General features: G+C 60.5%; 17 protein-coding genes. 5 read left to right on the top strand and 12 right to left on the bottom strand.

Annotated features, from left to right (window positions below; genetic code table 11):
* Positions 1-249: 249 nt before the first annotated feature.
* Positions 250-981 carry an ArsR/SmtB family transcription factor gene (locus tag ACM6HV_RS10910; RefSeq protein WP_041067961.1) on the top strand — a complete coding sequence of 244 codons (732 nt, stop codon included), beginning with the start codon at positions 250-252 and terminating at the stop codon, positions 979-981.
* A 129-nt stretch (positions 982-1110) separates the two neighbouring features.
* A complete protein-coding gene (locus ACM6HV_RS10905; RefSeq protein WP_414904182.1) occupies positions 1111-2490 on the top strand; it encodes an MFS transporter in 1380 nt (459 codons plus the stop codon).
* A 109-nt stretch (positions 2491-2599) separates the two neighbouring features.
* Here the strand turns inward: ACM6HV_RS10905 and ACM6HV_RS10900 are convergent, their stop codons facing one another.
* The 3 genes from ACM6HV_RS10900 to ACM6HV_RS10890 all read right to left on the bottom strand — a co-directional run bounded on the left by ACM6HV_RS10900 (position 2600) and on the right by ACM6HV_RS10890 (position 5818).
* The gene (locus ACM6HV_RS10900) at positions 2600-3553 is read right to left on the bottom strand and encodes an adenosine deaminase (protein WP_003221371.1); all 954 of its coding nucleotides are present in this window, start codon (positions 3551-3553) and stop codon (positions 2600-2602) included.
* A gap of 80 nt (positions 3554-3633) precedes the next feature.
* On the bottom strand, positions 3634-4599 hold the full coding sequence (locus ACM6HV_RS10895; RefSeq protein ID WP_414904181.1) for a 2-oxoglutarate and iron-dependent oxygenase domain-containing protein: 966 nt from the start codon (positions 4597-4599) through the stop codon (positions 3634-3636).
* A gap of 145 nt (positions 4600-4744) precedes the next feature.
* On the bottom strand, positions 4745-5818 hold the full coding sequence (locus ACM6HV_RS10890) for a BMP family ABC transporter substrate-binding protein (RefSeq protein ID WP_239778671.1): 1074 nt from the start codon (positions 5816-5818) through the stop codon (positions 4745-4747).
* Positions 5819-6092: 274 nt separating this feature from the next.
* Between ACM6HV_RS10890 and ACM6HV_RS10885 the strand changes: the two genes are divergently transcribed.
* Positions 6093-7184: a calcium:proton antiporter gene (locus ACM6HV_RS10885; RefSeq protein WP_145596304.1), complete on the top strand. Its 1092-nt coding sequence runs from the start codon at positions 6093-6095 to the stop codon at positions 7182-7184.
* 115 nt (positions 7185-7299) lie between these two features.
* Here the strand turns inward: ACM6HV_RS10885 and ACM6HV_RS10880 are convergent, their stop codons facing one another.
* From ACM6HV_RS10880 to ACM6HV_RS10840, 9 genes are all read right to left on the bottom strand, one after another.
* Complete coding sequence (locus ACM6HV_RS10880) at positions 7300-8658, bottom strand: 8-oxoguanine deaminase (protein WP_414904180.1); 1359 nt, start codon at positions 8656-8658, stop codon at positions 7300-7302.
* A 258-nt stretch (positions 8659-8916) separates the two neighbouring features.
* Positions 8917-9603, bottom strand: a complete 687-nt coding sequence (locus ACM6HV_RS10875) for an SDR family oxidoreductase (protein WP_041067945.1) — start codon at positions 9601-9603, stop codon at positions 8917-8919.
* Positions 9604-9850: 247 nt separating this feature from the next.
* Positions 9851-10777 carry an ABC transporter permease gene (locus ACM6HV_RS10870; protein ID WP_145596310.1) on the bottom strand — a complete coding sequence of 309 codons (927 nt, stop codon included), beginning with the start codon at positions 10775-10777 and terminating at the stop codon, positions 9851-9853.
* A complete protein-coding gene (locus ACM6HV_RS10865; RefSeq protein WP_414904179.1) occupies positions 10777-11883 on the bottom strand; it encodes an ABC transporter permease in 1107 nt (368 codons plus the stop codon). Before ACM6HV_RS10865 ends, ACM6HV_RS10870 begins: the two co-directional genes overlap by 1 nt.
* A 15-nt stretch (positions 11884-11898) precedes the next feature.
* Positions 11899-13446, bottom strand: coding sequence for an ABC transporter ATP-binding protein (locus ACM6HV_RS10860; protein WP_414904178.1), 1548 nt, complete (start codon positions 13444-13446; stop codon positions 11899-11901).
* 606 nt (positions 13447-14052) lie between these two features.
* The gene (locus tag ACM6HV_RS10855) at positions 14053-14634 is read right to left on the bottom strand and encodes an IMPACT family protein (RefSeq protein ID WP_414904177.1); all 582 of its coding nucleotides are present in this window, start codon (positions 14632-14634) and stop codon (positions 14053-14055) included.
* Between the two features lie 7 nt (positions 14635-14641).
* Positions 14642-15292 (bottom strand): TetR/AcrR family transcriptional regulator, encoded by a 651-nt coding sequence (locus ACM6HV_RS10850; protein WP_047291099.1) that lies wholly within the window; start codon positions 15290-15292, stop codon positions 14642-14644.
* 87 nt (positions 15293-15379) lie between these two features.
* On the bottom strand, positions 15380-16768 hold the full coding sequence (locus ACM6HV_RS10845; RefSeq protein WP_414904176.1) for a uracil-xanthine permease family protein: 1389 nt from the start codon (positions 16766-16768) through the stop codon (positions 15380-15382).
* Positions 16769-16897: 129 nt separating this feature from the next.
* Entirely contained in the window at positions 16898-17818 is a 921-nt protein-coding gene (locus ACM6HV_RS10840; protein WP_007968115.1) for a LysR family transcriptional regulator, read from the bottom strand.
* 138 nt (positions 17819-17956) lie between these two features.
* Between ACM6HV_RS10840 and ACM6HV_RS10835 the strand changes: the two genes are divergently transcribed.
* The gene (locus tag ACM6HV_RS10835; RefSeq protein ID WP_414904175.1) at positions 17957-19306 is read left to right on the top strand and encodes an aspartate aminotransferase family protein; all 1350 of its coding nucleotides are present in this window, start codon (positions 17957-17959) and stop codon (positions 19304-19306) included.
* Between the two features lie 76 nt (positions 19307-19382).
* Positions 19383-20876 (top strand): CoA-acylating methylmalonate-semialdehyde dehydrogenase, encoded by a 1494-nt coding sequence (locus tag ACM6HV_RS10830; protein WP_041067919.1) that lies wholly within the window; start codon positions 19383-19385, stop codon positions 20874-20876.
* The last annotated feature ends 293 nt before the right edge of the window (positions 20877-21169 follow it).

The following is a 21169-nucleotide window of genomic DNA, read 5'->3' as shown; positions in this document are numbered from 1 at the left end:
AGCGTGCATCCCGCTTATACTAGCGACCGCCTCAAACCTGCACCGACAACTGGCCAGGGCAGAATCAGGCCGGTTTTTCCAGGGCCGTGCCTGCGCCATACAAACGCTGTGAACACGCCATCAACGGGTGTCGCAGTGCTGACCTGGCTTGCACCGGCTCATGGCGTTTTACCCGTCTTGGCCGACGACACATTACAGGTCAAGATGTCTTCGAGCAGTAGACGATACGATTCAACAGGGAGTGAATACATGGAACATGCACCTTGCATCAGCCAGATCGCCACGCTGCTGGCCGACCCCAAGCGCAGCGCGATGATGTGGGCGTTGATGGATGGCTCGGCCCGCCAGACCGAGGAGCTGGCGCTGCTGGCAGGGCTGTCGCCGTCGTCGGCCAGTGCGCATCTGGGGCGTTTGTCCGCGGGTGGCCTGTTGAAAGTCGAGGTCCGTGGGCGCAAGCGCTTCTTCCGCCTGGCGGCTCCGGAAATCGCAGCCGCCATTGAAGCCCTGGCCAGTGCCACGATTGCCAGTGCGCCACGGGACGTCCCTCACGTATTCAAACGCTCGACGCCGATCAACAATCCACGAACCGCGCCGTCCTCGCTGCTGCGTGCGCGCTTTTGCGACGATCATTTGGGCGGCACGCTGGCCGCCGATCTGTACCAGCGTTTGCTCGATGCCGGTTGGATCGAACAGATCGAGCAGCGGGTCGTGGTGACGCTCAAAGGCTCGACGCAGCTGGCGAATCGCGGGGTGTTCATTCAGGCCCTGGCCCATCGCAAGGCCCAGGTGGCGTGTGCCTGTCCGGACTGGAGCGAACGCCGTCCGCATCTGGGCGGTTCACTGGGCGCCGCGTTGCTGCAATTGTTCATGCAGTCCGGCTGGCTGGTGCTGCCCAAGGATTCTCGCGCATTGCAAGTCACGCCGGCCGGACAGCGGGAAATTCACTGTTTCGCCAAGGAAGTCGAGCTGGAACTGGCGTAATAGAGCATTCGCCGGTCAACACTTCGTGGCTTGCGTCGTCTGTGACTGCGAACAGGTCGTATCCAGAAAAAGCGTTGAGGCGTTATCGCGCACACTCGGTCCGCACACTTCGTGGATGGGGGATGAGGTATGGATACGCGAAACTTCAGCGCGGCAGAACGCCTGGAACGGCTGCCGCTCAGCGGTTATCACCGGGTCATTTTCATCATCATCGCCTTGGCGTTCTTTTTCGATTCCATGGACCTGGCCATGATGACGTTCCTGCTCGGCTCGATCAAAAGCGAGTTTGGCCTGAGCAGTGCACAAGCCGGCCTGCTCGCCAGTTCGAGTTTTTTCGGGATGGTGCTGGGGGCATCGCTGTCGGGCCTGCTCGCCGACCACTTCGGACGCAAACCGGTGTTTCAGTGGAGCATCGTGTTGTGGGGCGTGGCCAGTTATCTGTGTTCGACCGCACAAACGGTCGAGAGCCTGACACTGTTCCGCATCCTGCTGGGGATCGGCATGGGTATGGAGTTTCCCATTGCGCAGTCGATGCTCTCGGAGCTGATCCCGGCGCAACGGCGCGGTCGCTACATCGCGTTGATGGACGGTTTCTGGCCATTGGGTTTTGTCGCTGCCGGCGTACTGTCTTACTTCCTGCTGCCGTTGATTGGCTGGCGCGACATCTTCCTGGTACTGGCGGTACCGGCGGTGTTTGTGCTGGCGATCCGTTTTTTCATTCCCGAATCACCGCGCTGGCTGGAGCAGGCCGGACGTCACGAAGCGGCGGACAAGGTCCTCGGCGCCATCGAGGCACGGGTGCGCACGTCTCTTGGCGTTGCGACATTGCCTGAGCCGGTGCGCCTGCCAAGGACAGTGACGCCCCCGGGCAACTTCTTCTCGGCCCTGCAGCAGATCTGGTCGCCGCAATACCGCCAGCGCACGACGATGATCTGGAGCCTGTGGTTTTTCGCCTTGCTCGGTTTTTACGGGCTGACGTCGTGGCTCAGTGCCTTGTTGCAGCAGTCGGGTTTCGCCGTGACCCAGTCGGTGTATTACACCGTGCTGATTTCACTGGGCGGGATTCCCGGGTTTCTGATGGCGGCGTGGCTGGTGGAGCGCTGGGGGCGCAAACCGGTGTGCATCGTCACTTTGCTGGGCGGCGGGGTCATGGCGTTCATCTACGGCCAGAGTGCGGTGTTTGGTGGCAATGTCGCGCTGTTGATCGGCTCGGGATTGTTGATGCAGTTTTTCCTGTTCGGCATGTGGGCGGTGCTCTACACCTACACGCCGGAGTTGTACCCGACTTCGGCGCGCGCCACAGGTTCGGGCTTTGCCTCAGCGATTGGCCGTGTCGGTTCGCTGCTCGGGCCGCTGGTGACCGGATTGGTGTTCCCGATTACCGGGCAGGGCGGAGTGTTTGCACTGGGGGCGCTGTGCTTTGCGATTGCGGCGGGGGTGGTGTGGCTGTTCGGGATGGAGACGCGGGGCAAGACATTGGAAGAGCTTACAGAGTCGACACCGGTATAAATGTGGGAGCGAGCCTGCTCGCGAAAGCGGTGTGTCAGACAACTCAAACTGTGACTGACACGAAGCCTTCGCGAGCAGGCTCGCTCCCACATTGGTTATGCGGTGTTGCTTACGGTTTTACCAGCCGCGCATCCAGGCTGTTCTGCGCCAGGCGCTTGGCCTGATCCTGGGTCATGCCCAGGTGTTCGTGCAGCGCGTGGAAGTTCTCGGTGACGTAACCGCCGAAGTACGCCGGGTCATCCGAGTTGACGGTGACCTTCACTCCACGCTCGAGCATGTCGAGGATGTTGTGCTGCGACATGTGATCGAACACGCAGAGTTTGGTGTTCGACAGCGGGCACACGGTCAGCGGGATTTGCTCGTCGATGATCCGCTGCATCAGGCGTTCGTCTTCGATGGCGCGTACGCCATGGTCGATACGCTGGATTTTCAGCAGGTCGATGGCTTCCCAGATGTACTCGGGCGGGCCTTCTTCCCCGGCGTGGGCGACGGTCAGGAAGCCTTCGTGGCGGGCGCGGTCGAACACACGCTGGAACTTGCTCGGCGGGTGACCCATCTCGGAGCTGTCGAGACCGACGGCGACAAACGCATCACGGAACGGCAGCGCCTGATCCAGCGTTTTCTGTGCTTCGTCTTCGCTCAGGTGGCGCAGGAAGCTCAGGATCAAACCGCTGGTGATGCCCAGTTGCTGTTCGCCATCCTTGAGTGCCGCCGCGATGCCGTTGAGCACCACTTCAAACGGGATGCCGCGGTCGGTGTGGGTCTGCGGGTCGAAGAACGGTTCGGTGTGAATCACGTTCTGCGCTTTGCAGCGCAGCAGGTAAGCCCAGGTCAGGTCGTAGAAGTCCTGCGAGGTGCGCAGCACGTCGGCGCCTTGGTAATACAGGTCGAGGAATTCCTGCAGGTTGTTGAAGGCGTAAGCCTTGCGCAGGGTTTCGACATCGCTCCACGGCAGGGCGATCTTGTTGCGTTCGGCCAGGGCGAACAGCAGCTCGGGCTCCAGCGAGCCTTCCAGATGCAGGTGCAGTTCAGCCTTGGGCAGGGCGTTGAGCCAGTCGTACATATGCTTTTCTCATCAGGTGCAATGACGGCATTCTACAGATGCTCGCCGAAACAATTGGCAAAACCTGACCAAGCGATCCATCAGACCGCTTGCGGCTCTCGACGATAGGCGTAGGTATCGGCAAAGCGTGACAGCAGGAATTCTGCGCAGGTGGTGGTCGGATATTTCGCCGGATGCTGTGCGTCCTGACAACCGGGCAGGCATTCGATGCGAGTATCCGGATGCGGCTCGGCGAAGAACGGCATCGAATAGCGGTCTACCCCCAGCGGGCTGATCACCCGGTGCGGAGTCGAGCGATAACGGTCATTGCTCCAGCGCGCCATCATGTCGCCGAGGTTGACCACGAAGGTGCCGTCAATGGGCGGCGCGTCGATCCATTCACCGTTGATGTTCTTCACTTGCAGGCCGCCGGCGCTGTCCTGATAGAGCAGGGTGATGCAGCCGTAATCGGTGTGCGCTCCGGCGCCTTGCTGTTCGGCGCTGCTGGCGGTGTGGCGTGGTGGGTAGTGGATCATCCGCAGTACGCTGACTGGCTCAACGAAGCGCGAATCGAAGAAGTCGCGCTCGATCCCCAGCGCAATCGTCATCGCCCGCAGCAGGGTTTGCGCGAGCGCCTGCATGTCGAGGTAATGCTGCTCCATCAGCGTTTCCCAGCCAGCTTGCGCCGGATGGCGATTCGGCCCGCGCAGCGGTTTTTCCGCGAGCACGTCGGGATGATCCGCCGGCAAGTGCAGGCCCATGTCGAAGGTTTCCTTGAGGTCGCTGGGTTTGTCCGGGTCGAGCTGTTCGGTGGCGATGGCGCCGTAGCCGCGATGGTGGCGGGTCCGGGTGATGTCGATCCGCAGTTTTTCTTCTGCCGGTTGCGCAAAAAAACGCTGGGCGTGGTCGAGCAGCGAGTCGATGCGCTGCGCGGAAATCGGATGGCCCTTGATGTAGAAAAAGCCCCATTCGCGGCAGGCCTGGTCGATCTGCGCGGCGACGGCGGGCCAGGCGTTTTGGTCGGTGGAATAGAGCGGGCTGATGTCGATGACCGGAAGCTGATCCATACACAATCCTTGAATACGCTGAGTTTCCAATGTGGGAGCGAGCCTGCTCGCGAAGAGGGAGTGTCAGACAACATTTTTGTTTAATGACACTCCCTCTTCGCGAGCAGGCTCGCTCCCACAGGGTTTTGTGTGGTGAATCGGAGATTTACTTCGGCATCTCGGCCTTCATGCCTTCAACGTAGTAGTTCATCGACGCCAGTTCGGCATTGGTTGCGCTCACACCGGCAGGGATTTTCTCCACGCCGGCCTGATCCTTGATCGGCCCGGTGAACGGTTGCAGCGCACCGCTCTTGATGTCGGCGATGATCTGTTCGGCCTCGGCTTTCACCGGTGCCGGCACCAGCTCGCTGATCGGCAGTTCAACCGTGCCTTCTTTCAGCCCGCCCCAGTAATCCTGGGATTTCCAGCTGTGGTCGATCACGCTCTGGGTCGCTTGAATGTAATGCGGCGCCCAGTCATTGACGATCGAAGTCAGCACCGCTTTCGGGCCGAAGTGCGCCATGTCCGAGGCGTAACCCACAGCGTACACGCCACGCCGTTCAGCGGCCTGGATCGGCGCCGGGCTGTCGGTGTGCTGGAACACCACGTCCACGCCCTGATCGATCAAAGCGTTGGCGGCGTCGGCTTCCTTGCCCGGGTCAAACCACGAGTTGACCCACACCACTTTGATTTCAGTGCCGGGGTTGTACTTGTTCAACGCCAACTGGATCGCGTTGATGTCGCGGATCACTTCCGGAATCGGGAACGAGGCGACGTAGCCGATTTTCTTGGTCTTGGTCATCTTCGCCGCGAGGAAGCCGCCGACGTAGCGACCCTCGTAAGTGCGCGCCAGATAGGTGCCGAGATTCTTGTCTTGCTTGTAGCCGGTGGCGTGTTCGAAGGTCACCTTGGGAAACTGTTTGGCGACTTTCAGCGTCGGGTTCATGTAGCCGAAGGAGGTGGTGAAGATCAGGTCGTAATTGTCCTTGGCCATGTTGCGGATCACCCGCTCGGCGTCGGCGCCCTCGGCCACGTTCTCGACGTAATTGGTGGTGATCTGCGCGCCGAATTTCTCCGCCAGCGCCTTGCGTCCCTGTTCATGCTGATACGTCCAGCCGTGGTCGCCGATCGGGCCGATGTAGACGAAACCGACCTTCAGCGGATCGGCAGCGCTGGCGCTCAGGCTGATCCCCAGACCGATGGCGGCGCACAGCAGTTTGTGCAGCGGACGTATTTGCATGAATTCGAACTCCATTTTGTTGTGTGTGGTCAGGGGCAATGCAAATTGCTGACCAACAGGACAACAAAGCAAAAGATCGCAGCCTGCGGCAGCTCCTACAGGGGAATGGGAAACCTGTAGGAGCTGCCGCAGGCTGCGATCTTTTCAGCGCCGGAACCAACGCAGTGCAAGTCAGCGGATTCACGCTATCGGCTGGTGCGCTAAGGTGTAACGAAACGTTAGCGCCGCGCCGCAGTCAGTAGCTCATTCGAACCTCTCGGCAAAAAGGCCCGCCATGCTCACGATTTTCAAGCAAGAAAGCTTTCTGCTGCTGGCGGTGATTGCCGCGTGCATCGCCTATCCGCTGGAACACTGGATGCTCCATAGCGGCCAGATCGTCGCGCTGATCTGCGGTCTGGTGCTGATCACTTTCATCGTCGCGGCTTCGATGCGCGTTGCCCATCATGCCGAACTGCTCGCCGAAAAAGTCGGCGACCCCTACGGCACGATGATCCTGACCCTCGCTGCGGTGCTGGTGGAGGTGGTGATCCTGGCGATCATGATGAGCAACGAAGCGTCCGCCACGCTGGTGCGTGACACGATCTATTCGGCGGTGATGCTCGACATCAACGGCATCCTCGGCCTCGCCGCGTTGATGGGCGGACTCAAGCATGGCGAGCAGTCGTACAACGACGATTCGGCGCGCAGCTACAGCGTGATGATCCTCACCGCCATGGGCGTGTCGATGGTGGTGCCGGAGTTTATTCCGGCGGCCAACTGGAAAATTTATTCAGCGTTCACCATCGGTGCGATGGTGGTGCTTTACGCGCTGTTCCTGCGCATGCAGGTCGGGCCGCACAGTTACTTTTTCAGCTACAGCTACCCGGATAAGCGCCGCAAGAAAGAACCGGTGGAAAATGAGCCGAAACCGCTGAGCCTGGCGTGGTCGGTCGGCATTCTGGTGTTCGGCGTGGTGGTGATCGGCGCACTGGCCGAAGTGATGTCCAAGACCCTCGATCTGGGCCTGGAAGGCACGGGCGCACCGCCGGTGATCACGGCGATTCTGGTGGCGGCGATTTCCGCCGCGCCGGAAATTCTGACGGCGTTGCGTGCCGCGTTGGCCAACCGCATGCAATCGGTGGTGAACATCGCGATGGGCGCGTCACTGTCGACGGTGATTTTGACCGTGCCGGTGATGGAAGCGATGGCGCTGTACACCGGCCAGCCATTTCAAATGGCGATGACCCCGGTGCAGACGGTGATGATCTTCATCACGCTGATCGTCAGTGCGATCAACCTGAATGACGGGGAGACCAATGCCATCGAAGGCATGACTCACTTTGTGCTGTTTGCGACGTTTATCATGCTGTCGCTGTTGGGTCTCTAAGACCACCACAAATCCGGTGTAGGAGCTGCCGCAGGCTGCGATCTTTTGATCTTGTTCTTAAAATCAAGATCAAAAGATCGCAGCCTGCGGCAGCTCCTACAGGGTTTTTATCGGATCAGGTGCCTGCGATCAACTGCCGAGCCGCCTGGCTGTGATCGGCGATCAGGCCTTTCAGATCCAGTCCTTCAACCTGGCCATCAATCACCCGCCACTGGCCACCAATCATCACCCGATCGGCACGATCGGCACCGCACAACAACAGCGCCGAAATCGGATCATGGCTCCCCGAGAAGCGCAGCTCATCGAGCTTGAACAGCGCCAGGTCCGCCTGCTTGCCCACCGCCAGCTCACCAATGTCGGTACGCCCCAACAGGCTCGCCGAGCCTTTGGTTGCCCAGCCGAGCACGCGTTCCGGGGTGATCTTCTCCGCACCATAACGCAGACGCTGAATGTACAACGCCTGCCGCGCTTCGAGGATCATGTTCGACGCATCGTTGGAGGCCGAGCCGTCCACGCCCAGACCGAACAGCGCGCCGGCATTGGTCAGATCGATGCTTGGGCAGATGCCGGAAGCCAGGCGCATGTTCGAACTCGGACAATGGCAGATACCGGTGCCGGCCTGGCCGAGGCGAGCGATTTCATCCGGGTTGAAGTGGATGCCATGGGCCAGCCAGGTGCGCGGGCCGAGCCAGCCGACGCTGTCCAGATAATCCACGGTGCGCAGGCCGAAACGCTGCAGGCAGAAATCTTCCTCGTCGAGGGTTTCGGCCAGATGGGTGTGCAGGCGTACATCGAGTTTGTCCGCCAGTTCGGCGCTGGCCGACATGATTTCCGGGGTCACCGAAAACGGCGAGCAAGGCGCCATAGCGATCTGGATTTGCGCACCGTCGCCGCGCTCGTGGTACTCGTGAATCAGACGCTGACTGTCGTCGAGAATCACCTGACCTTCCTGCACGGTCTGCTGCGGTGGCAGGCCGCCGTCCTTCTCGCCGAGGCTCATCGAGCCGCGAGTGAGCATGGCGCGCATGCCCAGTTCACGCACGGTGTCGACTTGCACGTCGATGGCGTTTTCCAAGCCGTCCGGGAACAGGTAATGATGGTCGGCGGCGGTGGTGCAACCCGACAGCAGCAGTTCAGCCAAAGCCACTTTCGTCGCGAGAGCGAGTTTTTCCGGGGTCAGCCGCGCCCACACCGGGTACAGGGTTTTCAGCCATGGGAACAACGGCTGATTGACCACCGGCGCCCAGGCGCGGGTCAGGGTTTGATAGAAGTGGTGATGGGTGTTGATCAGGCCCGGCAGGATCACATGCTCGCGGGCATCGAACACTTCATTGCACGGTGCCGAAGGTTGCTGACCGGCTGCCAGCACTTCGACGATCACGCCGTCTTGCAGCACCAGACCGCCACGGGCATCGAGCGCGTTGGCCGTGAAAATGGCGAGGGGATTTTTTAACCAGGTACGGGTCGCAGGCATTGTGGCCGGCTCCTCTGAAAGTGGGGTTCAGGGTTGCCAGCTCAGTGTTGCCCTGTCTGCTGATCCAGGGTCGCCGCGTTGGACGAGGTGCGGAGTTTCAAACAAATCGCGGTAGCGGGCAAGCCCAACCCGACCATTCACCACACAACCCTTGTGGGAGCGAGCCTGCTCGCGAAGGCGTCGTATCAGTCGATACATCCATGGTCTGACACACCGCATTCGCGAGCAGGCTCGCTCCCACATTGGGATCTTCAGTGTTTACCAGGGGATCGTTTCACCCTTGTAGTTGATGAAGTGATGTCCACCCTTGCCGGTATAAGCATTCACCTGATCAATCAGCCCACGGGTGCTGGTCTCTACATCCAGGTCAGCACCTTCACCGCCCATGTCCGTCTTCACCCAGCCCGGATGCAGCGACAGCACGGTCAGTTTCTGCTCGCCCAACTGAGTGACGAAACTGTTGGTCATGGAATTCAGCGCGGCCTTGCTGGCCTTGTACAGCGCCAGCTCCGGCGCGTCCGGTACGGTCACGCTGCCCAGACCAGAACTCATGAACGCCAGCACGCCGCTGCCATCGCGGATTTGCCCGACGAAGCGTTGCGCGAGGTTGATCGGCGCCACGGCGTTGGTGAAGAACAACTGGCCGACTTCGGCCAGGGTCGCGCCGCCCGGGGTTTGCACCTCCGGACCTTTGACTCCAGCGTTGACGAACAGCAGGTCGAAAGTTTCGCCCTTGAGCTGTTGGCTCAGGGCGATCACCGCTTGCTGGTCGTCCATGTCGAGTTTCTCGATCCGCACCTTGCCCAGCGCTTGCAGCGCCTCGGCCTTTTGCGGATTGCGCACGGTAGCGGTCACTTGCCAGCCGTCGGCCAGCAGGGTTTTCACCAGCCCGAGGCCCAAGCCGCGGGAGGCGCCGATGATCAGTGCGTGTTTTGCCTGGGACATGACGGAATTCCTTGAAAGTTACGGTTCACGGATTCAATGGACACGCCTGACCGAGTCGTTGTTGCAACGCTCGTCGCAGCACATCGAACCGGCTCTCAAAAGAGCTGTTGACCCCGGAGCATACTCCAGGCTTTAGCATGCTTGCTTCCCAAATTCGCAGGCCGCTCAGCGATGTTCGCACATCATGTCTACAACACCGACATTGTGGGAGCTGGCTTGCCAGCGATGAGGCCAGTGACATCACCGTCTAATGCCCGGCCTGCCACGGCTGCCCCAACGACACCGGCGCATACAACCGAGTCCGCACCGCATCCCGCGACAACAGCACCAACACCACAATCGTTGCCACATACGGCAGCATCGCCAGCAGGCTCGACGGAATCGCCAGCCCCAAGCCCTGCGCCACCAGATGCAGGATGCTGGCGAGGCCAAACAGATAAGCCCCGAGCAACAAGCGCCACACCCGCCAACTGGCAAACACCACCAGCGCCAAGGCGATCCAGCCGCGTCCGGCGGTCATGTTTTCCGCCCACATCGGCGTGTACGCCAGCGACAGATACGCCCCGGCCAACCCGGCCATCGCCCCGCCAAACAGCACCGCCAGCGTGCGCACGGTCAGCACCGGCAGGCCCATCGCACTGGCCGCGTCCGGGTTCTCGCCAACGGCCTGAATGATCAACCCGACACGGCTCTTGATGATCACCCAAGCCACCAGCGCAAACAGCGCGAACGACAGGTACACCAGCAAGTCCTGAGCAAACAGCATCCGTCCAATCAGCGGAATATCACTCAAGTACGGAATCGCCAACGGCTCGAATCCGGCCAGTGGCTTACCGACCCATGCGGCACCGACAAAAGTTGAAAGCCCCACGCCGAAAATCGTCAATGCCAATCCGGTTGCCACCTGATTGGCATTGAACACCAGCGCCACCAGGGCAAACAGCGATGACAACAGCATCCCCGCGAGCATCGCCAACAACACGCCGAGCCACAGGTTGCCGCTGTTGAGGGCGACGATAAAACCGATCACCGCGCCAAACAGCATCATCCCTTCCTGGCCGAGGTTGAGCACGCCACTCTTCTCGCAGATCAACTCACCCAGTGCCACCAACAGCAGTGGCGTGCCGCAACGCACCATGGCGTAGAAAATATTGCTCAGCAGATCGATATCCATCACAGCGCTCCGGCGGTTACGGCGGTGGTCGACGCGCGCCGTGCCCAGCGCAGTTTCAGGCGTGGCCGATAGAGAATCAGCACGTCGCAGGCCAGCAGGAAAAACAGCATCATTCCCTGGAATAGTTGGGTGATGGCTTGCGGCAGATTCAGGGTCATCTGCGCGCTCTCGCCGCCGATGTACAGCAGCGCCATCAGCAGGCTTGAGAACAGAATCCCGATCGGGTTCAACCGCCCGAGAAACGCCACGGTGATTGCTGCATAGCCATAGCCCGGCGAGACTTGCGGCACCAATTGCCCAATCGGCCCGGTCACTTCGCAGACCCCGGCCAGCCCGGCCAAACCGCCGCTGATCAACAGCGCGAGCCAGGTCAGGCGTTTCTCGCGAAAGCCGACAAACCCCGCCGCACGTTTATCCAGACCGAGCACTTTGATCTGGAAACCGACAAAGCTTTTCTGCAACAACACCCACACCGCGACCAGCGCGAGCAAGGCGAAATACACCCCGGCATGCACCCGACCATCCTCCATCAGCAGCGGCAGGCGACTGGCGTCGCCGAACATCGCCGACTCGGGAAAGTTGTAGCCGGCCGGATCCTTCAGTGGCCCGTGCACGCAGAACAGCAACAGGTTCAGCGCGATGTAATTGAGCATGATGCTGGTGAGGATTTCGTTGGCGTTGAAGCGCGTGCGCAGCCATGCCGTCAGCCCGGCCCAAGCGGCCCCGGCGAAGGTCCCGGTGAGCAGAATCAGCACCAGCGCCCAACGGCTCTGCAGGTCGATGATGTTCACCGCCAAGGCACTGCCGGCGAGTGCACCGAGGAGCAACTGGCCTTCGGCGCCGATGTTCCAGATTCGCGCTTGATAAGCCACGGCCAGACCGAGTGCGCAAAGCAGAATAGGCAGCGCCTTGACCAGCAGTTCGGAGACGCCATACAGATCGCTGACCGGTGCGATCAACAACGTGTGCAAGGTTTGCAGCGGATCATGCCCCAGGGCGATGAACAACAGCGAGCCGCAACCGAGTGTCAGCAGTGCTGCCAGCAACGGCGAGCACCACAACATCAGGCGCGATTGCTGGCCACGGGGTTCGAGGGAAAGCAGCATGTTGGGAAAACTCCGTCAGGCCGTGGCCGATGAATGCGTGGGGTTGATGTGCCCGGCCATCCAGCCGCCGACATCGCTCAGCAGGGTGTCGGTGGTGTTCTGCATCGGCGACAGACGCCCGGCGCACAGGGCGCCGAGGCGGTCGCTGATCTGGAACAGTTCGTCGAGGTCTTCGGAGATCACCAGGATTGCCGCACCGGCATCGCGCAGGGCAATCAGCGCGCGGTGAATGGTCGCCGCCGCACCCACGTCGACGCCCCAGGTCGGGTGCGCGGCGATCAGCAGTTTCGGTTGCTGGAGGATTTCCCGGCCGAGGATAAATTTCTGCAGATTGCCGCCGGACAGGCTGCGCGCGGCCGCGTGAGTGCCCGGGGTTTTCACCCCGAAGCGCTGAATGATCTGTTGGGCGAGGGCTTCGACTTTACTGCGCTCGATCAAACCGTTGCTCACCAGCCCCTGTTGAAAGGCCGTGAGCAAGGCGTTGTCGGCAAGGCTCAGTTCCGGCACTGCGCCGTGGCCCAGGCGTTCTGCCGGGACGAACGCCAGACCGAGTTGGCGCCGCGCATCCGGACGCAAATCGGCGACCGCTTGCCCGGCGAAACGAATCGTTGTCGCGCCGTCGCGGGGCAGGGTTTGTTCACCGCTGAGCAGGGCGAGCAACTCATCCTGGCCATTGCCCGCGACCCCGGCGATGCCGACGATTTCGCCGCCGCGCACTTGCAGGTTGATGTCGCTCAACGAGCAGCCGAAGGGATCGGGGTTGTGCCAGCTCAAGCCGTTGACCTGTAGAAAGTCCGCGCCGCCACTGACCTTCGGATATTCGCCGATCAGTGCTGCCGCTTCGCCAACCATCATCTGCGCCAACTGCTGATCCGAGCATTCGGCCGGCCGGCAATGCCCGGCGACCCGCCCGCCGCGCAAGACCGTGGCGCTATGGCACAGCGCGCGCACTTCCGCGAGCTTGTGGCTGATAAACAGAATGCTGCAGCCCTCGGCGGCGAGGCGGCGCAGGGTGATGAACAGTTCGTCCGCCTCTTGCGGCGTCAGCACCGACGTCGGCTCGTCGAGGATCAGCAGGCGAATGTCCTGCATCAGGCAACGAATGATCTCCACCCGTTGCCGCTCGCCAATCGACAGGCTGTGGACAAGTCGCTCCGGCTCCAGCGCCATGCCGTAGCGGCGCGACACTTCGCGAATTTTCGGCTCAAGCTGTTTCGGCGTGCCGGCCCTGGCGCCCATCGCCAAGGCAATGTTCTGCGCGACGCTGAGGGTTTCGAACAGCGAGAAATGCTGGAACACCATGCCGATCCCCAACTGCCGGGCCTGCGCCGGATTACGAATATTCACCCGCTGACCTTGCCAGAGCATTTCGCCGGCATCGGCCTGGGTCACGCCGTAGATGATCTTCATCAGCGTGCTTTTGCCCGCGCCGTTCTCACCGAGCAGGGCGTGGATTTCTCCGGGCGCGATGCTCAGGTCGATGGCGTCATTGGCCAGACAACCGGGGTAGCGTTTGCTGATCTGGCGCAGTTGCAGGCGCGGCGTTGAATCTGGGCTTGGCATGACAGGCTCGACTGACTTGGAGTTGTGCCTGTGGATAAAGCAATTTCCTGGCCATTGAGTCAGGAACCTTGGCGGCCCTCGTACGGCAACGGTTGCCGTAGAGCGTCGAAGGGCAAATGTTTGGGAGGTACGGCACCAATTGGGAGCAAAGCCGTTGATCAGGCTCCAGTTTTGCCCGTAGGCAACTGATCAAAAAACGAGCAAATGCGTGGGGCCTATGCAGACCCTGCGGCTGCGCCAGCCATGAACGGGTTATCCACAGGTTGCTCCACAGTATTTGTGTGCAATTGGAAATCCTTGGCATAAGCGCTGCAGTGCTATCTTCCATTGGTGATAAACAGCGCTAACTATTTGTTTTTACGCGGGATTAGTCTTTTTTCAGATGGAGTGGACGAAAAATGAGCAAATCGCGCAAAGCCACGTGACAGAAGGGTTACAGCCAAATGTGCTCAGGTTATCCACAGTCGGGTGCACAGCAGATGTGGGCAACTCCGTGGAATAAGCAGATTGTGGGCTGCCCTAAAAGATCGCAGCCTTCGGCAGCTCCTACAGGGGAAACGCAAAGTCTTGTGTAGGAGCTGCCGAAGGCTGCGATCTTTTACTCATCTAACGCTGCAGCACAATCCGCCCACGGCTCAAGTCCGCCAATTGCGTTTGCAGCAGATCGATCTGCGCCTCACCCAGCGCCAACCGCAATTCAACACCATTGGCAGTGAAGTTTTCTTCCACTACCAAGCCACCCAGATCCGCCACCCGCAGCTTCACCAGCGCCAGCTCGGCAAAGCAGCAGGCACAACTGAGCGGCACACGGCTGATCAACTCGACTTTTGCCGCCGCTTGCAGGCACTTGTTCGCGCCGCCGCCATAGGCTCGGGCCAAACCGCCGGTGCCCAGTTGAATGCCGCCATACCAGCGGATCACCAGCACCGCGACCTGATCGCAATCCTGCGCTTCGATGGCCGCCAGAATCGGCCGTCCGGCGGTGCCGCCGGGTTCGCCGTCGTCGTTGCTGCGGTATTGCGCACCGAGTTTCCACGCCCAGCAGTTGTGCGAGGCATTCAGGTCGCTGTGTTGTTCAAAGAACGCCTGCGCGTCGGCGGGGCTGGCGATCGGCGCGGCGAAGGTGATGAAGCGGCTTTTGCGAATCTCTTCGCGGTACTCGCAAAAACCGCTGAGGGTGAAAGGCATAAACGTCTTAAACAGTCGGGGTGAGGCCGCAGCCTTTGAGAATGATGCGGATCAGGTTGTTGCCGGCGTCTTCCATGTCCTGCTTGGTCAACTTGCTGCGACCGCTGACGCGACAGATCTGCGTGGCGAAGTCGGCGTAATGCTGGGTGCTGCCCCACAGCAGGAAAATCAGGTGCACCGGATCCACCGGGTCCATCTTGCCCGCATCGATCCACGCTTGAAAAACGGCCGCGCGCCCCTGAAACCAGGCGCGGTAATCCTGGTTGAAATACTCGGTCAGGCACTCGCCGCCGCTGATCACTTCCATCGCAAAGATCCGCGAGGCCTGCGGCTGACGGCGGGAGAATTCCATCTTGGCGCGAATGTAGCGGGTCAGCGCTTCGGCTGGATCGTCATCGGCGGTCAGGGTATTGAAGGTGCTGTCCCACAGCTCGATGATGTTGCTCAGCACCGCCACATACAACCCCAACTTGTTGGTGAAGTAGTAATGCAGGTTTGCCTTGGGCAACCCGGCATTCTGCGCAATGGTGTTCATGCTGGTGCCTTTGTACCCGTGACGGGCGAACTCGTCTTCGGCGGCTTTGAGGATGGTCTCTTCGTTCTTCTGACGAATGCGGCTGGCGGGTTTGCCGCCATGGGCTGGGACTTCAAAGGTCATAGGCACTTCCGGTTTGTCTGTGGGTGCAACCAGTTGCGTTGATAACGCACCCACAGGCATCCGACAAGTCCTGATGCAATAAAACCGTTACGCCTGTTCGATCTTGTTCAACGATGCGCCGGATTCGACGGTCGAGGTTTTCGCCTCCGGCAGCAACAGGCAGAGGATGATCGCGGTCAGGCCACCGCTGGTAATTGCCGAGTCGAACAGGTTCTGAACCAGTTTCGGCAACAGGTGCAGCAGGTTCGGTTGCGCGGCGATGCCCAGGCCGACGCCGAGCGAGGTGGCGATGATCAGCATGCTGCGGCGGTCCAGCGGCGACTGCGCGAGAATCCGCACCCCGGCTGCGGCGACGCTGCCGAACATCACCAGGGTGGCGCCACCGAGCACCGGTTTCGGGATCTGCTGCAGCACCGCGCCGATCATGGGGAACAGGCCGAGACAAAACAGAATCGCGCCGATGTACAGCCCGACATAGCGGCTGGCCACGCCGGTCAACTGAATCACGCCGTTGTTCTGCGCGAACGTGGTGTTGGGGAAGGCGCTGAAGGTGGCGGCGATCATGCAGCTCACGCCGTCGCCGAGTACGCCGCCGCGCAAACGGCTTATATAAGAAGGGCCGCTGATCGGCTGACGGGCGAGCATGCAATTGGCCGTGAGGTCACCGACGGTTTCGATGGTGCTGATCAGATAAATCAGCGCGACGGGCAGGAAAGCTGTCCAGTCAAAGCTGAATCCGAACTTGAAGGGTGCAGGAAGACTGACCAGCGGCAAGTCAGGCAATGCCTGCGGAACCAGTTTCCCGCTGAACCACGCGGCCAGACTGCCCAGCAGCAGTCCGATGATGATTGCCGACAGCCGCACCCACGGCGTGTTCGAACGGTTGAGCAGGATGATCGTCAGCAACACGAACACCCCCAGCGCGAGATTGCCCGGGGCGCCGAAGTCCGGCGCATTGAAACCACCGCCCAGATCGGTAATGCCGACTTTGATCAGGCTGATGCCGATCAGAGTAATGACGATCCCGGTCACCAGCGGCGTGACGACCCGGCGCAACTGACCGATGAAACGGCTGAGGACGATCTGCACCACGGCGCCGAAGAAGCACACGCCGAAGATCATCGCCAGAATGTCCTCCGGACTGCCGCCGCGCTGCTTGACCAGAAACCCGGCCGACAGCACTGCGCCGAGGAAGGCGAAACTGGTGCCTTGCAAACAGATCATCCCGGCGCCGATGCCGAACGGTCGCCGCGCTTGAATAAAGGTGCCGACCCCTGAAACCATCAACGCCATGCTGATGAGATACGGCAAGTGCGCGGTCAAGCCGAGAGCCGAGCCGATCACCAGCGGCGGGGTAATGATGCCGACGAAACTGGCGAGCACGTGTTGCAGGGCGGCGAGGATAGCTGCCGGTGGTTTTGGGCGGTCATCGAGGCCGTAGATCAGTTCGCTGGACGGTTCAGAATCTGGCTGCATGGGTTTGGCTTCTTGTTCAGGGATCGAGTTCACCCTTCACTGCAAAAACCTGTCCACTTGCTCAGCTTTAAGGGATTGCGATTGCCAAATGTAGGAGCTGCCGGAGGCTGCGATCTGTTGATCTTGCTTTCAACGCGTCGCCGCCAGGCTCTCCAGAAAGCTCTCCAGCACCAAATGAGGGCGCCGCCCCTTGCGCGTGACCGATGCGAGGCTCAAGTCATAAAAACGCGTCGTCGATTTCAGCGCACGCAAGCGCCCTTGCTGCACCCACAGACTGGCGTAGTGATCCGGCAGATAACCGATATAACGCCCGGTCAGAATCAGAAACGCCATGCCCTCACGGTCGGAAGCGCTGGCGGTGCAGTTGAGTGCCTGGTAATGCGCCTGAATTTCCGCCGGCAAACGGAACGTCGGCGCAATCGCGTCCTGACTGTTCAGGCGTTCGTCATCCAGCTGCTTGTCATCGACATAAAACAGCGGATGACCCACCGCGCAATAAAGCAGTGAGCGTTCGCTGTACAACGGCTGATATTCCAGCCCCGACAGTGCGCTGGCCTGCGGCACCACGCCGACATGCAGGCGACCGTCGAGCACGCCTTGTTCGACTTCGTTGGGAGCGATCATGCGAATCTGGATCTGCACGTCCGGCCCGCGCTCCTTCAGCTGGGCGAGGGCATGGGTGATGCGCATGTGGGGCAGGGTGACGAGGTTGTCGGTCAGGCCAATGATCAGTTCGCCACGCAGGTGCTGGTGCAGGCCATTGACCTCGGTGCGGAAACTTTCCAGCGCACTTAACAGTTGCAGCGCTGACTGATAAACCTCGCGGCCCTCTTCGGTCAGCGAGAACCCGGCGCGGCCGCGTTGGCACAAACGCAGGCCAAGGCGCTGTTCGAGATCGCTCATTTGCTGGCTGATCGCCGAGCGACCGATGCCAAGCACGGTTTCCGCCGCCGAGAAGCCGCCGCACTCCACCACACTGCGGAAAATCCGCAGCAGGCGAATATCAAAATCACTGACCTGGGCCAGCGGATCGGGGCGACGACTGCTCATGCTGTTGTTCTCATTGTTTAGCAGGCTTCTAACTGAAGGTTAGAAAAGTTGGATTTCACCGACTTTATCCGCGTGGCAATTTAGCTGCAACAACGCTTTTTATCTCCCTGATGCTTATGCCCTGCGAGGTTTTGCCCGATGAACATGCCTGAAAACGCGCCGTCGCCACTGGCCAGCCAACTGAAGCTGGACGCGCACTGGATGCCGTACACCGCCAACCGCAACTTCCAGCGCGATCCGCGTTTGATCGTCGGTGCCGAGGGCAGCTGGCTGTTCGATGACAAGGGCCGCAAGATCTACGATTCGCTGTCCGGTCTGTGGACCTGCGGCGCCGGGCACACCCGCAAGGAAATTCAGGAAGCGGTATTCAAACAACTGGGCACCCTCGATTACTCGCCAGGCTTTCAGTACGGCCATCCGCTGTCGTTCCAGTTGGCGGAAAAGATCACTGAGCTGACCCCGGGCAACCTGAACCACGTGTTCTTCACCGACTCCGGCTCCGAATGCGCCGACACCGCGGTGAAAATGGTCCGTGCCTACTGGCGCCTGAAAGGTCAGTCGACCAAGACCAAAATGATCGGCCGTGCCCGTGGCTACCACGGTGTGAACATCGCCGGTACCAGCCTTGGCGGCGTCAACGGCAACCGTAAACTGTTCGGTCAGGCGATGATGGATGTCGATCACCTGCCGCACACGCTGCTGGCCAGCAACGCATTCTCCCGTGGCATGCCGGAGCAGGGCGGTATCGCTCTGGCCGATGAGCTGCTGAAGTTGATCGAACTGCACGACGCTTCGAACATCGCGGCGGTATTCGTTGAGCCGATGGCCGGTTCCGCTGGTGTGCTGGTTCCGCCTCAGGGTTACCTGAAGCGTCTGCGCGAGATCTGCGATCAGCACAACATCCTGCTGGTGTTCGACGAAGTGATCACCGGTTTCGGCCGCACCGGATCGATGTTTGGCGCCGAGAGCTTTGGCGTGACTCCGGACCTGATGTGCATCGCCAAGCAAGTCACCAACGGCGCGATCCCGATGGGCGCGGTGATTGCCAGCTCCGAGATCTACCAGACCTTCATGAATCAGCCGACGCCGGAATATGCGGTGGAATTCCCCCACGGCTATACCTACTCGGCGCATCCGGTGGCGTGCGCCGCTGGTCTGGCGGCACTCGACTTGCTGCAAAAGGAAAACCTGGTGCAGAGCGTGGCCGAGGTTGCCCCGCATTTCGAAAATGCCCTGCACGGCCTGAAAGGTTCGAAGAACGTCATCGATATCCGTAACTACGGCCTGGCCGGTGCGATCCAGATTGCGGCCCGTGACGGCGACGCCATTGTGCGTCCGTTCGAAGCCGGCATGGCCCTGTGGAAAGCCGGGTTCTACGTGCGCTTCGGCGGCGACACCCTGCAGTTCGGCCCGACTTTCAACAGCAAGCCGCAAGACCTCGATCGTCTGTTCGACGCGGTTGGCGAAGTGCTGAGCAAGCTCGACTGATTTTTCCCTCTATATATACCTGCGAATAACAGGCGCCCCATGCGGGCGTCTGTACACAAGAATTCAGGAGTTTTCGATGAGCGTTATCCCGCATTTGATCAATGGCGAACTGGTGACCGAGAACGGTCGCGCGGTTGATGTGTTCAACCCGTCCACCGGTCAGGCGATCCACAAGCTGCCGCTGGCCACCCGCGAAACCATTCAACACGCGATCGACGCTGCCAAGGCTGCGTTCCCGGCATGGCGCAACACCCCTCCGGCCAAACGTGCCCAGGTGATGTTCCGCTTCAAGCAACTGCTGGAGCAGAACGAAGCGCGCATCTCGCAATTGATCAGCGAAGAGCACGGCAAGACTCTCGAAGACGCCGCCGGTGAACTCAAGCGCGGTATCGAGAACGTCGAGTTCGCCTGCGCCGCGCCGGAAATCCTCAAGGGCGAGTACAGCCGCAACGTCGGCCCGAACATCGACGCCTGGTCGGACTTTCAGCCACTGGGTGTGGTTGCCGGTATCACGCCGTTCAACTTCCCGGCGATGGTGCCGCTTTGGATGTATCCGTTGGCGATCGTCTGCGGTAACTGCTTCATCCTCAAACCGTCCGAGCGTGACCCGAGCTCGACGCTGCTGATCGCCCAACTGCTGCTGGAAGCCGGTTTGCCGAAAGGCGTGCTGAGCGTGGTGCATGGCGACAAGACCGCGGTGGATGCGCTGATCGAAGCGCCGGAAGTCAAGGCGCTGAGCTTTGTCGGCTCGACGCCGATTGCCGAATACATCTACGCCGAAGGTACCAAGCGCGGCAAACGCGTTCAGGCACTGGGCGGGGCGAAGAACCATGCGGTGTTGATGCCGGATGCGGACCTGGACAATGCAGTCAGCGCATTGATGGGCGCGGCTTACGGTTCGTGCGGTGAGCGCTGCATGGCGATTTCGGTCGCAGTGTGTGTCGGCGATCAGGTGGCGGATGCGCTGGTGGCCAAACTGGTCCCGCAGATCAAGGCGCTGAAAATCGGTGCCGGCACTTCGTGTGGGCTGGACATGGGGCCACTGGTGACCGGTCAGGCGCGGGACAAGGTCAGCGGCTATGTCGATGACGGCGTGGCAGCGGGCGCGACCCTGGTGGTCGACGGTCGCGGCTTGAGCATTCCAGGTAACGAAGAGGGCTTCTTCCTCGGCGGCTGCCTGTTCGACAACGTCACCCCTGAGATGCGCATCTATAAGGAAGAGATCTTCGGACCCGTGTTGTGCGTGGTTCGCGTGAACAGCCTGGAAGAGGCGATGAAGCTGATCAACGATCACGAATACGGTAATGGCACCTGCATCTTCACCCGTGACGGTGAAGCGGCGCGTCTGTTCTGTGACGAGATTGAAGTCGGCATGGTCGGCGTCAACGTACCACTGCCGGTACCGGTGGCTTACCACAGTTTCGGTGGCTGGAAGCGTTCGCTGTTCGGCGACCTTCATGCTTATGGCCCGGATGGTGTGCGCTTCTATACCCGTCGCAAGGCCATCACCCAGCGCTGGCCGCAGCGTGCGAGCCATGAAGCTTCGCAGTTCGCGTTTCCTAGCTTGTAAGTAGAGGGGCAATGCAAAGAAGGCCGACCTAATAAGGTCGGCCTTCGCGTTTCGGGGCTTTTTTGACCGATGTGACAGATTTATGAAAATAAGGGTTGACGGCAGATTCTGAGTCTCTATAATTCGCCCCACTTCCGGCGCAGTCGAAACGAAAAACTCCTTGAGATTCAATGAGTTACGAAGTTTTCGGCAGCGGGTTGCTTCAGTTCACCGAAGCCTGGAAGGAGTTGAGAGGGTCGGGATGTTTGGCGCTTTTGACGGTTCGATCTTCTCGGTCGAAAGCGGTGAAAAAC

This window comes from Pseudomonas sp. IT-P260 (assembly GCF_949768395.1).
In the GTDB taxonomy this organism is placed as follows: domain Bacteria; phylum Pseudomonadota; class Gammaproteobacteria; order Pseudomonadales; family Pseudomonadaceae; genus Aquipseudomonas; species Aquipseudomonas parakoreensis.
The sequence above is the reverse complement of the archived record's forward strand: the minus strand, read 5'-3'. Positions and strand labels throughout refer to the sequence as shown.

What these genes read in the sequence shown, in the direction of transcription:
- ACM6HV_RS10850 (WP_047291099.1), bottom strand. Translation starts at nt 15,292, where the DNA reads ATGACCTTTGAAGTCCCAGCCCATGGCGGCAAACCCGCCAGCCGCATT.
- ACM6HV_RS10880 (WP_414904180.1), bottom strand. Translation starts at nt 8,658, where the DNA reads ATGCCTGCGACCCGTACCTGGTTAAAAAATCCCCTCGCCATTTTCACG.
- ACM6HV_RS10865 (WP_414904179.1), bottom strand. Translation starts at nt 11,883, where the DNA reads ATGCTGCTTTCCCTCGAACCCCGTGGCCAGCAATCGCGCCTGATGTTG.
- ACM6HV_RS10830 (WP_041067919.1), top strand. Translation starts at nt 19,383, where the DNA reads ATGAGCGTTATCCCGCATTTGATCAATGGCGAACTGGTGACCGAGAAC.
- ACM6HV_RS10895 (WP_414904181.1), bottom strand. Translation starts at nt 4,599, where the DNA reads ATGGATCAGCTTCCGGTCATCGACATCAGCCCGCTCTATTCCACCGAC.
- ACM6HV_RS10910 (WP_041067961.1), top strand. Translation starts at nt 250, where the DNA reads ATGGAACATGCACCTTGCATCAGCCAGATCGCCACGCTGCTGGCCGAC.
- ACM6HV_RS10835 (WP_414904175.1), top strand. Translation starts at nt 17,957, where the DNA reads ATGAACATGCCTGAAAACGCGCCGTCGCCACTGGCCAGCCAACTGAAG.
- ACM6HV_RS10860 (WP_414904178.1), bottom strand. Translation starts at nt 13,446, where the DNA reads ATGCCAAGCCCAGATTCAACGCCGCGCCTGCAACTGCGCCAGATCAGC.
- ACM6HV_RS10905 (WP_414904182.1), top strand. Translation starts at nt 1,111, where the DNA reads ATGGATACGCGAAACTTCAGCGCGGCAGAACGCCTGGAACGGCTGCCG.
- ACM6HV_RS10840 (WP_007968115.1), bottom strand. Translation starts at nt 17,818, where the DNA reads ATGAGCAGTCGTCGCCCCGATCCGCTGGCCCAGGTCAGTGATTTTGAT.
- ACM6HV_RS10845 (WP_414904176.1), bottom strand. Translation starts at nt 16,768, where the DNA reads ATGCAGCCAGATTCTGAACCGTCCAGCGAACTGATCTACGGCCTCGAT.
- ACM6HV_RS10885 (WP_145596304.1), top strand. Translation starts at nt 6,093, where the DNA reads ATGCTCACGATTTTCAAGCAAGAAAGCTTTCTGCTGCTGGCGGTGATT.
- ACM6HV_RS10890 (WP_239778671.1), bottom strand. Translation starts at nt 5,818, where the DNA reads ATGCAAATACGTCCGCTGCACAAACTGCTGTGCGCCGCCATCGGTCTG.
- ACM6HV_RS10870 (WP_145596310.1), bottom strand. Translation starts at nt 10,777, where the DNA reads ATGGATATCGATCTGCTGAGCAATATTTTCTACGCCATGGTGCGTTGC.
- ACM6HV_RS10900 (WP_003221371.1), bottom strand. Translation starts at nt 3,553, where the DNA reads ATGTACGACTGGCTCAACGCCCTGCCCAAGGCTGAACTGCACCTGCAT.
- ACM6HV_RS10855 (WP_414904177.1), bottom strand. Translation starts at nt 14,634, where the DNA reads ATGCCTTTCACCCTCAGCGGTTTTTGCGAGTACCGCGAAGAGATTCGC.
- ACM6HV_RS10875 (WP_041067945.1), bottom strand. Translation starts at nt 9,603, where the DNA reads ATGTCCCAGGCAAAACACGCACTGATCATCGGCGCCTCCCGCGGCTTG.